Consider the following 14,036-nt stretch of genomic DNA (forward strand, 5'->3'; position numbering starts at 1 on the left):
ACCGCCTACCCCGCCCGTTCGCTCCGATCGGGATAGACGATCCGGAGGCCCTGGTCGTAGCGGACAGGGGGCTGCACGAACCTGAGCTCCATGAAGGTCAGGCCCGGGTAGTCGAGGTCCTCGTAGAGCTCCGCGATCACGTCGTCGGGCAGCAACTCGGCGATCCGTAGCATTTCTCGCCGGTCGTCGGGTCGTGCGCCGACGAAACGCAGCTCTCCCTCCTCATCGAGTCGCTCAGCGAGGCGGTCAGCGACCTCTCGCCGCCACGCCCGTCGGGAGCGAACCTCGCGGAACAATGGCATCCGGGTACTCCACCCTGGAAATCACAACAGTGTGATTGTGGTGTCACCCGCGCGCGGAGCGTGGTATTTCCGCCGACCTCTTGCTGGAGACTGGAGACTGGAGACTGGAGACTCTCTACCGGGGTACTTGACTCCAGGGGAGGTCCTTGTCGACCCGGGGCTCCCCGGCGAGACCGAGGACACGCTCGCCGAGGATGTTCTTCATGATCTCGGAGGTGCCGCCTTCGATCGAGTTCGCCCGCGCCCGCAGGAACGCCTTGACCGGCGGGTGGCTGGTGAATTCGTCAGGCCGGGTCATCTGGTACGAGTCGTAGAGCATTCCCTCCGGTCCCATCAACTCGACGACGAATTCATAGATCTTCTTGTTCAGTTCGGCGTAGACCAGCTTGGCGGTGGATCCCTCGGGTCCCGGGGTGCCGATCATCCGCATCTGGCCGGCGCGCAGGTTGGTGAGCCGGGCAGCCTCGGCGCGGACCCAGAGCGTCATGAGCCTGTCACGAGCGGCATTGTCGTCGTGGCCGTACTCCTTCCACACCCGCACCGCCTCACTGATCGGGCCGGCGGCCCGGGGGGCGATCGTGCCACCGATGGCAACCCGCTCGTTCATCAGCGTCGTCAGCGCCACCCTCCACCCGTCGCCGACCTCGCCGATGCGGTTCTCGTCGGGAATTCGCGCGTCGTCGAAATAGACCTCGTTGAACTCGGCCTCGCCGGTGATCTGGCGAAGCGGCCTCACCTCGACTCCCGGAGATTCCATATCGACGATGAAATACGACATGCCCTGATGTTTGGGGACCTCGGGATCGGTCCGGACCACAAGCATCCCCCACTTTGCAACATGGGCGAGGGTGGTCCATACCTTCTGACCGTTCACCACCCACTCGTCGCCATCGCGCAGCGCCTTCATGGCCAGGGCGGCCACATCCGAACCCGCCCCCGGCTCGGAGAACATCTGACACCAGATCTCCTCGCCGGTGAACATCGGGCGTAGCCACTGGCGTTGCTGGGCCTCGGTGCCATGCTCCATCAGCACATGGGCGCCCATGCCCACCCCGAGCGCATTGAACCGGGCGGGATGGGGGGCGCCCGCATCCGCCAGCCGCTGCTCGACGAGGGTCTGCAGACCGCGCGGCGCCTCCACTCCTCCAAGGCCTTCGGGGAACCACACCCACGCGAGGCCCATGTCGTAGCGGGCACCGAGGAATTCGACCGGGTCGCCCTTCGGATCGTGTTCCGCCAGCAGACGGTCGATCGATCCCTCGACGGTCTTCGCAGTGATGGTCATGGCGCCATGTTGGCACACCACCAGCGGTGCCCGGCAAAGAAACCTTTGCTAGGGGGTGAGCGCTTCCCGCATCGCCTGCTCCAAGTCGGTGTCGCTGAATACGAAGCCGTCCGCCTGAAGGCGGGCGGGAACGGCGCGCTGCCCTTCGAGGACCAGAGCATCGGCGAGTTCGCTCCCGAGCACGATCTTCAGCACGAACCCGGGTATCGGCATCACCGTGGGGCGGCGAATGACCCGACCGAGGGTCTTGATGAACTCCCGATTGGTGACCGGGTGGGGAGACACCAGGTTCACCGGGCCGACAAGTTGGGAATCGACGAGCAAGTGGCGTATGCCGGCCACCTCGTCGCGAAGAGAGATCCACGACCAGTACATCTTCCCCCCGCCCACGGGACCCCCCAGGCCCCACCGATACGGACTCAACCACCGGGGCCCAAACGGGGCGAGCAGCCTCCCGAGGGCACCGCCGTCGGGGCTGAGCACGATCCCGGATCGCGGCGTGACCACCCTGATCCCCGCGGCAGACGCCGGTGCGGTGGCCGCCTCCCAGGCCGCGGTGAGGTCGGTGAGGAACCCTTCACCCTTGGGGGCGTCATCGGTGAGGATCCGGTCACCGCCGTCGCCGAAGAAACCAGTGGCCGAGCCGTTCACCAACACCGAGGGCCGTTGCGCGGCAGCCGCAAGTGCCTGTGCGAGCACCCGGGTGGGACCTACCCGGCTTTCCCACAAGAGATGCTTCTCCCGGTCGGACCAACGACGCTCTCCGATCGATCGTCCCCCGAAATTGGCCACGCCGTCGAACCCTTCGACCAGGCGGGGTTCGAGCGGGTGCGGAGGGTCCCAGGCGATTCCCTCGGCCTTCGTCTCGGGGCGGACGAGGCGCACCACTTCGTGGCCTTCGCCGGCGAGGCGATCGGCGAGAGCGGATCCGATCAGGCCCGATGAGCCAGCAATGAGAAATCGCATTGGTCGCGAGGGTAAGCGCCTCGCCGCCCAAGGGGCCGACGGTCAACGGCCTACAGCCAGAATGTGCGGCAAAGCCCCGCGCGTCTCTTGCCGTCGGCAGTGGGCCGTGGGCCTATCCCCCTGAGTTGCGCAGCTCGGCTGCAGACCGGAGGGCCCCGTCGATGCGTTTCTCCCACTCCCTGGTCATCGCTCCCGCCGGGTCACCCCCGGGCGGATAGTCCCCCGGTTGGATCGGCTCGCAAGCCACCACGGTCACCGGGTTGCGCGAGAGCCGCCGGACGCCACGTCCCAGCACCAGGTCGGTGCCGACAATCGCCATGGGGACCAGCGGCACCCCGGCGCGGCGCGCCAGCCAGGCAGCTCCCCGTTTGGGCTCGACCTCACCCCAAGCCCAGACGCGAAGGCCCTCGGGAAACAACCCGACGGTCCCCCCGGCAGCGAGCTCGGCGAGAGCCACTCGCAGGGCTCCAAGCGGCGCCTTCGTTCTCGACATCGGAATGGCCCCGAGCCAGAGTGTCAGTCGGTCGAAGATGGTCGACCTTCCGAACAACTCGTCGACTGCGAGGAATCTGACCGGTCGACCAGCGCCAAAGCTCACCACCACCGGATCCACGTGGGAATAGTGATTGGCCGCGAGCACGAGCGGCCCGGCAGGAAGCTCCGGGCCGATTCGCTCGAAGTCTGCCCACAGCCGCGAAAGGGCGATCCCCACCGGGCGGGCGACCCTCATCGAGGGTCGGGCACCGAACGGGAAGCCGGGCCTAAGTCGCGGTTCCAAGGTCGGCAAACAGCGCCCCGAAGGCGAGCTCGGGTCGTTGGTTGGCGTTCATGGAGTCGACTGCGTCGAGAACGCGATGGGCCTTCGTCACAGCGCCTCGAGCCGATACTTCAGCCAGATCAGCCCCACTGACATCTCGATTCCGTACCGGTCCACCGTACTGGGCGACCGCGGCGTCCCGATACCACGATGCAAGAATCTCGAGGCCGGCGGTGTGCAGGGCGGCACCCGCTCGCCGGCGCTCGCGCTCGTGACGCTCCTTGATCATCCGGAGGTCGTGGCCCTGGTCTTCGCCTTGGGAGAGTTCCAGGGCATGACGATCACCCAGGCCTGCGAGAAGCGGCTCGACGGCACCCACCAACTCCTCGGCCAGCCGGTACGCATCCCCCGGGCTCGGGGTGACCCGCATCGGAACAGAAAGCCAGGCGGTGCGAAACGCCGCGACCTCGGGACGCGTCGCCAGCATCAGAGCGATGCCCGGGCGGCCGCCCGACGATGTAGCAACCCGCTCAGCCTGATCCGCCGAGATCCCTTGCTCCACCAGCGCCCGCGCGATCTCGGCCTCGGGCACCCGACCGAAGAATACGGTCCGAGAGCGACTCGACACCGTCGCGGGGAGGTCGTCGAGCGACTCGACGACGAGCACGAACATCGTGGTGGCCGACGGCTCCTCGAGTGTCTTGAGCAGGGCGTTGGCCGCTTCGTCATTCATCGCGCCGGCCTCCTCGAACACGAACACTTTGCGGGTGGCCTCGACCGGGGTGAGCACCGATCGAGCCACCGTGTCGCGCGCACGATCGACGGTGAGCGCCGAACGTCCGTCGGGTTCGACGAGCACCAGGTCCGGGTGGTGGCCGGCCAACGCCCGACGGACGTCCCGCTCGTCGTCTCCGCAGAGAATGTGGGCGGCGAAGAGCCGGGCCACCGTCGCCTTACCGACGCTGCCCGGGCCAACGAACATATACGCGTGCGAAGGCTGCTTGAGGTCGCCCTCGAGCATCTCGAGGACGGCTCGGTGGCCGATGATCTCGCGGAACATCAATGCCACCGGCCGTCGAGGGCGGCCATCGCCGCGCCAACCACCTCGTCGATCGAGCCCGAGGCATCGATGACGACAAAGCGGTCGGGCTCGGATTCGGCCAGCCGGCCATACGCCTCCGCCACCCGCCGGTGCAGGTCGGCTCCGGCCAGCGAAATGCGGTCGGCTTCATCTTCACGGGCCAGCCCATGGTCCGGGTCGAGGCGCAGCAGCAGGACGGTGTCAGGCCACACGCCCCCGAGGCCGGTTTCGTTCACCCGGCGGACGGCCTCGAGGCTGAGCCCGCGGCCCGCACCCTGGTACGCCAGCGAGGAGTAGACGCTGCGGTCCGAGATCACCGTCTTGCCGGCGGCGAGGGCGGGACCAACGATCGAGGAGGCCAGCTGGGCGCGGGCAGCGGCGAACAGCAGCGCCTCGGTCCAATCGGCGAGGTCGGATGAGCTTTCGAGCAGGATCGACCTGATGGCCTCCCCCGCGGGGGTGCCCCCCGGCTCACGCACCCGTACCACCTCGATGCCCCGCACCTCGAGGGCCGTCGCCACCCCTGATGCGACCGTGGACTTCCCGGCACCGTCGACGCCCTCGATGGCTGCGTAGCGGCTCACTCGCCTCCGCCCTTGGGGTCTACCCGAACGACATCCAACTCGTTGGTCTCCTCGAGTCCCGCAATCCGCTTCCGGTGGTGCCGCATCGCCTCGAGAGCGGTGTCGACCTCAGGGCGCTCACCGATTTGGCCGAGGGCGATCAGGCTCCGACGAACGCTCCACATGGTCACCAGCCCGCTTCCGAGAATGGTGACACCGCCAACCAGCAGGACCATCCGCGATCCACTGGACATCAGTCCGGGCAGAACTCCGTTGAGAAGGTTGGAGAGCGGGATGGCGACCATCATCGCCGTCAGCAGGCCGATTCTCATCAAGGACAGAAGGGCGGCGAAGGTGCGGCCCCGCAAGTCATCCTCGGTCTGTTCGTGGAGGTGAGCGAATCCCAGTACATATGCCGCGCCAGCCCCAAGACCCATCGCCGAGATCCAGCCAACCCCGCCGAAGAGAGTCTTGACGAAGGCGGCAGAGGCGAGCGACACGCCCGTCACGAGAAGGGCGAAGGCGAATACCACGTCCTTGTTCTGGAACCGTGGCCCCCAGATCGTGACTCCCACGATCCCGGCTCCGGCGCCGAGTCCGAAAGCGGTCAGTAGCGCGGGAAAACCAACCGTGCCCGCACCGAGCACCGAGGTGGCGAACGGCTTGCCGAGCACGACAATGATCCCGCCGCCGGCAAGCGCGACTGTCATCGCCAGCACGACCGAGCGAATTCTCCGGTGGCTGGCCACGAACGTGATCCCCTCCCACAGGTCGCGCAGCGGCACCATCAGGCTGAAGCTCCGCTTCTGCCCGGGCCGCCGCTGCCGCCTCGCCTGGGCGGGGAGGGTGGTGAGGATCAGGGCAGACGCGATATAAGTCATCGCGTCCAACAAGAAGGCGAGCCCCACCACTGTCCCCGGTAGAAGACCACCAAGCGTGATGTCGTCGCTGATCGGTGCGATCGCGGTGAAGATCGCCGCGCCGAGCGGAAAGGTTCCGTAGGCCGCGCTCAGCGAGAGGCTGTTCGCCCTGACGATCTCGCTGCGTGCCACGAGTGTCGGCACCGTGGCCTCCTTCGCCGGCTGAAAGATGAGGGTGAGCGCTTCCATCGCCAGGCTTACGTAGATGAGAGCACCGATCGTCTCAACGAACGCCAGACTGAAGACAAGGCAAGCTCGCCCCACCTCGACTGCGATCATCACATACTTACGAGGCAGCCGGTCGGCGATGACGCCGCCGATGGCCGCGAAGAACAGCCCGGGGACGACTCGGGACATGAGGGCGAGCACGATGCCCCCGCCACCGGCGAGCTCATCCGCGAGGGTGAGGGTGGCGAGGATCGCCACCCAATCGCCGGTGCTGCTGATCAACCCTGCGCGCCACAGCCGCGAAAAGGGGCCCGACCGCATCAGCGCCCACGCCGATCGAGGTACGGCCCCGGTTACCTGAGTCACCCGATGAGGCTATCAGAGCCCTCCGTTGGACCCTCCGGACAAACCGAGAGCTACTCAGCGCCCGTCATTGCGTCCGGGGACTCCGGGACTCCCGCAGCCTCGGGGGCCTTCTTGCATGGCTTGATCTTCTTGCCTTCGGCTTCGAGCTTCGCCCGGCGTTCGGCAAGCAGCTCGGAGGCGCGTTCGATCGAGATCGATTCGACCGCGTCCTCGCGGCGCAGCGAAGCGTTGACCGAGCCATCGGTGACATACGGGCCGAACCGACCATCGCGCACCACGACTGCGCACCCGGTTTCCGGGTCGATGCCCACCTCCCTCAAGGGACCGGTGTTCCTGGCACCTCGCCGCTTCGGCTGGGAAAAAAGCTCGAGTGCCCCGGCAAGGTCGATCTCGAAGATCTGCTCCTCCGTCTCGAGGCTGCGGGTGTCGGTCCCCTTTTTGAGGTATGGGCCGAACTTGCCGCCCTGGGCCGTGATTTGCTCCCCGCTGTCCGGATCGTTGCCGACAGTTCGAGGAAGCGCCAGAAGCCGGAGGGCGTCATCCATGGTGACCGTGTCCAGGCTCATCGACTTGAACAGCGAAGCCGTCTTCGGCTTCTTCTTCGAGTCCTCGGGCTCCACCAGAAGGACGTAAGGCCCGAACCTACCCGTCGTGGCAACCACCTCGAGTCCGCTTTCTGGGTCGGTGCCGAGTTCGCGCTCACCTGATGGGGCGTCGAACAATTCCTCCACCTTCTCGGCGGTCAACTCGTCCGGTGCCAGGTCGTCCGGAACGCTCACACGACTCTCCCCGCGCTCGAGATAGGGCCCGTACCGGCCGCTCCGGAGCACTACATCGCCGCTTCCGCCCCCGAAGGGAATCGTGTTGATCTCCTTGGCATCGGCGTCATCGAACGTCTTGGCCACCAGATCGAGCAACCCGGGATGCCCATTCCCGAAGTAGAAAGTCGAGAGGTAGGGGATGTGCTCGCGGTCGCCACCTGCGATCTCATCGAGGTCCTCCTCCATGCGCGCGGTGAATCCGTAGTCGACCAGCGTCGCGAAGTGCCTCTCCAGCAGGCGGACGGTGGCAAAGGCGAGGAAGGTCGGTACGAGTGCGGAGCCCTTCTTCCACACATACCCGCGATCCTGGATGGTCGAGATGATCGAGGCGTAGGTCGATGGCCGACCGATCCCCAACTCCTCCAGCTTCTTCACGAGCGATGCCTCGGTGTACCGAGCGGGAGGTTTGGTCTCGTGCCCGACCGCCTCCAGGCTCTCGGCATCGACCGCTTGGCCCTCGGACAGGGGCGGCAACCGGACCTCCTGATCCTCGAGCTCGGCCTCCGGGTCGTCGGAGCCCTCGACATACGCCCGGAGGAACCCGGGGAACGAGATCACCTTGCCTGATGCGGCGAACTCGGCGTCGCGTCCGGACGCCCCCGCGGCGCCAAGCCGCACCTGGACGCTCTCGCCGATCGCATCGGCCATCTGGGAGGCCACGGTCCGTTTCCAGATGAGGTCGTAGAGCCGAGCCTCGTCCTTGTTCAGTTCCGCGGCGACCGCGTCCGGCGTGCGAAAGCGATCACCAGCCGGACGGATCGCCTCGTGGGCCTCCTGGGCGTTCTTGACCTTGCTGGCGTAGACCCGCGGCGAGTCGGGCAGATACTCGGCGCCGTACAACTCGGCGACCTGCGACCGGGCGGCGGCAATCGCCGTCTCTGACAGCGACGTGCTGTCGGTGCGCATGTAGGTGATGTACCCGTTCTCGTAGAGCTTCTGGGCAACCTGCATCGTGCGCTGTGATCCGAAACGGAGCTTGCGTCCGGCCTCCTGCTGCAATGTGGAGGTTCGAAATGGCGGATACGGGGACCGCTTGTAGGGCTTGCTCTCGACCCGACGGATGGCGAAATCGGCGGTCTCGAGATCGGCCACGACGTTCTCGGCGCGCTCCTGGTCGAGCACAGCCACATCGCTCTTGGAGACGGCACCCACGCTGTCGAAGTCCTTCCCGGTGGCGACCCTCACCCCGTCGAGCGCGGCGAGCACGGCGGAGAAGGACCCTTCGTCGGTCGCAAAGACCCCCGCCACATCCCAGTAGCCGGCAGCCCGGAATGCCATCCGCTCGCGCTCCCGCTCGACGATTATCCGAATCGCCGGGCTCTGCACCCGGCCGGCGGACAGCTTGGGGCGAATCAACTTCCATAGGACCGGCGAAACCTCATACCCGACGAGGCGATCAAGGATGCGACGTGTCTCCTGAGCGTCGACCAGACGCCGATCCAGGTCGCGCGGAGAGTCGATGGCGCGTCGGATCGCCTCCGGGGTGATCTCGTGGAACACCATTCGCTTGACCGGCACTCTCGGACTGAGAACCTCGATGAGGTGCCATGCGATCGACTCGCCTTCTCGGTCCTCGTCGGTGGCGAGATAGACCTCGTCTGCCGCCTTCACCAACTTCTTCAGCTTCGTGATCTGGGCGCTCTTCTCATTGGGCACGATGTACAGCGGCTTGAAGTCGTTGGCCGTGTCGACCCCGAGGCGCGCCCACGACTCGTCCTTGTGAGACTTGGGAATGTCGGCGGCGCTGCGCGGCAGGTCCCGCACATGCCCGATCGAGGACTCCACGACGAAGTCGCCGCCGAGGAATCCGGCGATGGTGCGCGCCTTTGCAGGCGACTCGACGATGACGAGTTTGGAGGGCATGGTCTCCGCAGGGGACGGGTAGGGGGTGTGCGGATCGGTCGCTGGCTGATCTCCGGGGCGAGCCTATCCGGTAAAGGGTTTACGACGACACGGGTGCCATGTCAAGGACAGTGCTCCCAATGGCACGCAGACCTATCCAGGGACGGCCTCTCGCAATCCGGCTTCGAAGCGGGCCGCGGCGGTGTCCCAGGTGAACCGTTCGGCGATCCATTTGCCGCCGGACTGCCCCATCGAAGTAGCCAAGTTCGGATCGTCGACAAGCCGGCGGAGCGCGTCGAAAAGGGCGTCGTCGCTATCGACCACGAATCCCGTGACTCCTGGATCGATCGTCTCAGGAGCACCGCCTGAACCGCCGGTTATGACGGGCAATCCGGTGGCAGCGGCCTCCAGGTAGACAACGCCGAGCCCTTCGACCTCGAGACCGAGCCAGCGTGATCGGCATGGCATGGCGAAAACCGACATCTCCCGATACAGAGAAGGGAGGCGCGAGTACGGGACGCCCACCTCGAACCGGGTCGGCACTCCGAGGCGGTCGGCGAGCCGGCGCAACCGGGCCTCGTCCCTCCCCGCCCCCACGAGTAGCGCCGAGACATCGCGACCCTCTCTTCTCAGGCGGGCAACTGCGGTGAGCACCCGCCCCTGGCCCTTCCGCGGGACGAACCTGCTCACGCAGCCCACCACCGCGGATGCAGGAACGGCTCCGGGGCCAAACGCCGGATCGACCCCGACCCCCACCACCCGGACGGGCCGCCCCGCGAGCCGTTCTACGCGACCCGCCGTGTAGGTGGAGACTGCGAGCACCGCGTCGGCGCGCCGCAACGGGTACTTCACCAACTGCCGCGTCACCGGGAAGGCCGCCGGCATCGTGACCTCGGCGCCGTGACAGAGCACCGCATACGGAACCCCTGTCTCCTCTCGAAGGCGGGGCCCCAAGTGGGCCAACGGGTGAGGTGCCCCGAACAGCACGACATCGGGTTGGAAGTCGGCCACCTGGCTCGCCACCCAACGCCGGGTTCGCCGACTCGGCCACATGAATCGACGGTGGCCGCGGACCACTCCATCGCGCGGCCCGGCGGAGTCATCCCTCGGGGCGAGCACCCGAATCTCTCCGGGGAACGCCGCCACCAAGCCATTGAGGTACTGCTGAATCCCCCCCGGCTTAGGGGGGAAGTCGTTCGTGACCAGAAGAACACGCATCTGCGGAGTCTCGCGGGCCGAGGGGCGAAGGGCGAAAGGCGAAAGGCGAAACCCCGCCGCTGGCAATCGCGACAGATCGGGTCGTCCGCGGTTTCGCGTCTGCCTCAGGGCGAGGCCCCGAAGTCAGACGTTGTAATCCACCAACACCTGTCTGCCGGAGTCGATGCGGACGTGACTGACGCTGGTGTTGGACGGCATCGCCAGGCTGCGCCAATTCGACCACGACAGGCCGAGCACCCGGGCGGTCAACGACCAGATGGCGCCGCCGTGGCTGAAGAGGGCAACCCGTTCCCTCGGATGGAGCTGCTCCATTCGGTCGATGACGCCGGCCAGACGCTCCCCCACCGCGGCGAAAGTGTCGCCGGTGCCCCCACGAGGGCGGTCCTCACCACCTTCGAAGACGGCGGCCCAGTCCTCGGGATGTCGCTCGGCGATCTCGTGGGGGGTGAGGTTCTCCCAGGAGCCGAAGTCGACTTCGATCAACTCGACGAGGGTTTCGACGGGCAAGCCGCGGATCGCGGCGAACGCCTCGGCAGTTGCACGAGCCCGCTCCAAAGGCGAGGCGTAGATACGGGTGACGCCGCGATGATGTTGGCCCAGATCGGCCGCCTGCCGGCGGCCGCGCTCGGTGAGTGGGCCATCGGTGATGCCGTGCCACCTCCCCGAGGCATTCGCCTCCGACTCCGCATGTCGGAACAACGCGATCCCGAGATCGAGGTCGTCGTCGAGGTGGCGGCCATCGTTGAACGACACCAGCCTGAAGCTGCCCTGGTCGACTGCCATCTCGGTGATGCCGGTGTTGCGAACCCGATCGATCGGCCACGGCGCGGAGCGATCTGCAAAGCGCAGTTGGCTCGCCAGGACCGCGTGGACCACCCCCCCGTGGGTGACAACGAGAATTCGCGACCCATCGGCCGCGTCACCAACCATCTCGGCGAATGCCACTTTGATTCTCCGCCCCAGGTCGGCCCAGGACTCGGCGCCCCCCATCTTCACGGGTTGACCGGCCCGGACTCCTGCGATCTCCTCGGGGAAGCGCTCATGAACCTCGCCCCGGGTCAAGCCCTGCCACACCCCGATATCGATCTCCCGCCACGACAGGTCGGGTTTGGCATCGAAGCCGGCGAGGGCAGCGGTCTCGACCGCGCGCGGCAAGTCGGACGCGATGACCAGATCGAAGGTTCGATCCTGCAGGCGACGGCCCACTGCTGCGGCTTGCGAACGCCCCAGGGCGCTCAGGGGATGATCGCCGTGACCCTGCCAGATACCGGCGGCGTTGGCCTCGGTCTCGGCGTGGCGAACCAATGTGATCTCGACGGGCATCGTGACAAGCCTGCGACGGGGCGCCAAAGGCTAGATCGAACGAATCGCCTGCCAAATCGAGGTGCATCCCGTACAATCCACGGCATGGGATTCGTCTGGGGACTCCTCGGCGCCGTCTTCATCGGCATCTACGTGCTGGTGCATCGGGCGCGGGTCAAGACCATGCGGGATTACATAGAACGCGGTCCCTGGGGCGACAACCCGCCAGGCATGGGCGACGACCGCCGCTGACGAAGCGAGAAGCCGCTCTCTCGCGCCCACCCGGCCCCACAGACGACTTTGTCGATTTGCGAGGTCGCCGGGCGGCCTTCGGCCGGCCAATTACGCCCTAGATGAACGCCTCAGCGAAGATGAGCGACACGATCGTCATCACCTTGATCACGATGTTCATCGCCGGACCTGCAGTGTCCTTGAATGGGTCCCCGATGGTGTCGCCCACAACGGCCGCCTTGTGAGCGTCTGAGCCCTTGCCCCCATAGGCACCTGCTTCGATGAACTTCTTGGCGTTGTCCCAGGCCCCTCCCGCGTTGGCCATGAAGATCGCCAATAGAAAGCCGGTGATCAGCGCGCCAGCCAGGAATCCCCCGAGCGCCTGAACGTCGACGAACCCGATCGCCAGTGGTAGGGCCACCGCCAGCGCCCCGGGAACGATCATCTCGCGCAGCGCCGATGCCGTTGAGATGTCGACGCAGCGGGCATAGTCCGCCCGGGCATCCTCCCGTCCTTCCCGAAGTCCGGGGATCTCGCGGAATTGGCGCCGCACTTCTTCGATCATCTGGTGGGCAGCGCGCCCCACCGCCTTGATGGCGAGCGATGCGAACAGGAACGGGAACATCGCCCCAAGGAAGAGACCCACGGTGGTCTCGACCTGGAGGATGTCGATGACCTCGAGCCCGACAGCCTCCTTGAATGCAAAGAACAGCGCCAAGGCAGTCACCCCCGCGGAGGCGATGGCGAATCCCTTGGCGACGGCGGCGGTGGTATTTCCGAGCGAGTCGAGCGCGTCGGTCGCCTGCCGGACCTCGGCTGGAAGGTGAGCCATCTCAGCGATGCCACCCGCGTTGTCGGCGATGGGCCCGTAGGCGTCGACCGACACCGTTATCCCGAGCGTGGCCAACACCCCGATGGCCGCGATGGCGATTCCATAGATGCCGCCGTCCGTGAATGCCATCTCTCCGGCCCAGTAGGCGCCCGCAATGCCCGCGGCAACGACGATCACCGAATATGCCGCCGACCGCATCCCGTCGGCGATACCCGCGAGGACAACCGTGGCAGGACCGGTCTCTGACTGGCGGGCGATCTCCTTGACCGGCCGCCAATGATCGGACGTGAACAGCTCGGACAGTTGGCCGACGGCCAGCCCGACTGCGAGCCCGATGACGACCGAGAGGAACAACCCCAGCGGATTGTCGACGCCGTCGATGTCGCCGAACATTCCGTAGACGAGGGCAAGTGTTCCCAGCACCGTGAGGATGGCAGCGGCATAGGTGCCGCGGTGAAGAGCCGCCGCGAGGTTGGTGCCCCGAGGCCGGACCAGGAACGAGCCGATGATGGAGGCGCCCATACCGATCGCCGCCACCGCCAACGGGAACACCAGGGCCTGCGCCAGAAAGTCGCGGCCGGCGAAGACGAACGCCGCGAAGGCGATCGGCGCCACCATCGACCCGACATAGGACTCGAACAGGTCGGCACCCATGCCGGCCACGTCACCGACGTTGTCGCCCACGTTGTCGGCGATCACCGCCGGGTTGCGAGGATCGTCCTCGGGGATTCCGGCTTCGACCTTGCCGACGAGGTCGGCACCGACATCGGCAGCCTTGGTGTAGATACCTCCGCCGACGCGGGCGAACAGCGCAATGGTCGATCCGCCGAGTCCGACCGCGGTCAGCACCTGAAAAGGTTGATCCACCTCGAGCCATTGGACGAAGACGAGGAAGGCGAACGCGAGACCCGCAAGTCCCAACCCGGCAACCGTGAACCCCATCACAGCCCCACCTCGGAACGCCAGAGGAAGCGCCTGCTTCACGCCGCCGACCCGCGCTGCCTCGGTGGTGCGGGAGTTGGCGGCGGTAGCGATGCGCATGCCGATGAAGCCGGCGAGACCCGAGAGCACGGCGCCGAACACATAGGCAATCGCGCCCCATGGCCGCCCGTAGTCGAGCAGGCCGAAGATCAACCCGGCCATCGCCACCACGAACACCGCCACCCAGGTGTACTCGCGGCGCATGAAGGCCCCAGACCCCTCGCGGATCGCGGCCGAAATCTCACGCATGCGCTCGTTGCCTTGGGGCGCGGCGAGCACTTGGCGGGCGAAGAAAATGGCAAGAACGAGCCCGAGCAGGCCCGCGCCGACACCGATGTACAACCAAACTTCCGGATCCACGAGCGCTCCTCAGGTGACTACGGACAGGGAGATTAGGCGTG

The 14,036-nt window shown here is 66.6% G+C and carries 12 protein-coding genes; 1 reads left to right on the top strand and 11 read right to left on the bottom strand.

Annotated elements, in window-relative coordinates; translation table 11 throughout:
- Nucleotides 1–5 precede the first annotated feature (5 nt).
- From WD184_01470 to WD184_01515, 10 genes are all read right to left on the bottom strand, one after another.
- A complete protein-coding gene (locus tag WD184_01470) occupies nt 6–302 on the bottom strand; it encodes a hypothetical protein (GenBank protein MEX0825417.1) in 297 nt (98 codons plus the stop codon).
- Nucleotides 303–417: 115 nt separating this feature from the next.
- Nucleotides 418–1,587, bottom strand: coding sequence for an acyl-CoA dehydrogenase family protein (locus WD184_01475; protein ID MEX0825418.1), 1,170 nt, complete (start codon nt 1,585–1,587; stop codon nt 418–420).
- Between the two features lie 48 nt (nt 1,588–1,635).
- Complete coding sequence (locus tag WD184_01480) at nt 1,636–2,553, bottom strand: TIGR01777 family oxidoreductase (protein MEX0825419.1); 918 nt, start codon at nt 2,551–2,553, stop codon at nt 1,636–1,638.
- Nucleotides 2,554–2,665: 112 nt separating this feature from the next.
- The gene (locus WD184_01485; protein ID MEX0825420.1) at nt 2,666–3,283 is read right to left on the bottom strand and encodes a lysophospholipid acyltransferase family protein; all 618 of its coding nucleotides are present in this window, start codon (nt 3,281–3,283) and stop codon (nt 2,666–2,668) included.
- A gap of 31 nt (nt 3,284–3,314) precedes the next feature.
- Nucleotides 3,315–4,370 carry a hypothetical protein gene (locus tag WD184_01490; GenBank protein MEX0825421.1) on the bottom strand — a complete coding sequence of 352 codons (1,056 nt, stop codon included), beginning with the start codon at nt 4,368–4,370 and terminating at the stop codon, nt 3,315–3,317.
- Nucleotides 4,370–4,975, bottom strand: a complete 606-nt coding sequence (gene tmk, locus WD184_01495) for a dTMP kinase (protein MEX0825422.1) — start codon at nt 4,973–4,975, stop codon at nt 4,370–4,372. Before tmk ends, WD184_01490 begins: the two co-directional genes overlap by 1 nt.
- Complete coding sequence (locus tag WD184_01500) at nt 4,972–6,408, bottom strand: MFS transporter (GenBank protein MEX0825423.1); 1,437 nt, start codon at nt 6,406–6,408, stop codon at nt 4,972–4,974. The genes tmk and WD184_01500 overlap by 4 nt, the downstream gene beginning before the upstream one ends.
- A gap of 50 nt (nt 6,409–6,458) precedes the next feature.
- The gene (gene topA / locus WD184_01505) at nt 6,459–9,092 is read right to left on the bottom strand and encodes a type I DNA topoisomerase (protein MEX0825424.1); all 2,634 of its coding nucleotides are present in this window, start codon (nt 9,090–9,092) and stop codon (nt 6,459–6,461) included.
- Nucleotides 9,093–9,224: 132 nt separating this feature from the next.
- A complete protein-coding gene (locus tag WD184_01510) occupies nt 9,225–10,289 on the bottom strand; it encodes a glycosyltransferase family 4 protein (protein MEX0825425.1) in 1,065 nt (354 codons plus the stop codon).
- A gap of 123 nt (nt 10,290–10,412) precedes the next feature.
- Nucleotides 10,413–11,612 carry a histidine phosphatase family protein gene (locus WD184_01515; GenBank protein ID MEX0825426.1) on the bottom strand — a complete coding sequence of 400 codons (1,200 nt, stop codon included), beginning with the start codon at nt 11,610–11,612 and terminating at the stop codon, nt 10,413–10,415.
- Between the two features lie 84 nt (nt 11,613–11,696).
- On the opposite strand from WD184_01515, the gene WD184_01520 reads away from it, so the two are divergent.
- On the top strand, nt 11,697–11,843 hold the full coding sequence (locus WD184_01520) for a hypothetical protein (protein ID MEX0825427.1): 147 nt from the start codon (nt 11,697–11,699) through the stop codon (nt 11,841–11,843).
- 97 nt (nt 11,844–11,940) lie between these two features.
- Here WD184_01520 and WD184_01525 read toward each other — a convergent pair whose 3' ends face one another.
- Nucleotides 11,941–13,995 carry a sodium-translocating pyrophosphatase gene (locus tag WD184_01525; protein MEX0825428.1) on the bottom strand — a complete coding sequence of 685 codons (2,055 nt, stop codon included), beginning with the start codon at nt 13,993–13,995 and terminating at the stop codon, nt 11,941–11,943.
- Between the last annotated feature and the right edge of the window lie 41 nt (nt 13,996–14,036).

The organism is Acidimicrobiia bacterium (genome assembly GCA_040878325.1).
Taxonomy (GTDB): Bacteria; Actinomycetota; Acidimicrobiia; order Spongiisociales; family UBA11373; genus JAUYIV01.

Coding starts and splice junctions, on each gene's coding strand:
- WD184_01470 (MEX0825417.1), bottom strand. CDS start 302: ATGCCATTGTTCCGCGAGGTTCGCTCCCGACGGGCGTGGCGGCGAGAG.
- WD184_01475 (MEX0825418.1), bottom strand. CDS start 1,587: ATGACCATCACTGCGAAGACCGTCGAGGGATCGATCGACCGTCTGCTG.
- WD184_01480 (MEX0825419.1), bottom strand. CDS start 2,553: ATGCGATTTCTCATTGCTGGCTCATCGGGCCTGATCGGATCCGCTCTC.
- WD184_01485 (MEX0825420.1), bottom strand. CDS start 3,283: ATGAGGGTCGCCCGCCCGGTGGGGATCGCCCTTTCGCGGCTGTGGGCA.
- WD184_01490 (MEX0825421.1), bottom strand. CDS start 4,370: ATGTTCCGCGAGATCATCGGCCACCGAGCCGTCCTCGAGATGCTCGAG.
- topA (MEX0825424.1), bottom strand. CDS start 9,092: ATGCCCTCCAAACTCGTCATCGTCGAGTCGCCTGCAAAGGCGCGCACC.
- WD184_01510 (MEX0825425.1), bottom strand. CDS start 10,289: ATGCGTGTTCTTCTGGTCACGAACGACTTCCCCCCTAAGCCGGGGGGG.
- WD184_01515 (MEX0825426.1), bottom strand. CDS start 11,612: ATGCCCGTCGAGATCACATTGGTTCGCCACGCCGAGACCGAGGCCAAC.
- WD184_01520 (MEX0825427.1), top strand. CDS start 11,697: ATGGGATTCGTCTGGGGACTCCTCGGCGCCGTCTTCATCGGCATCTAC.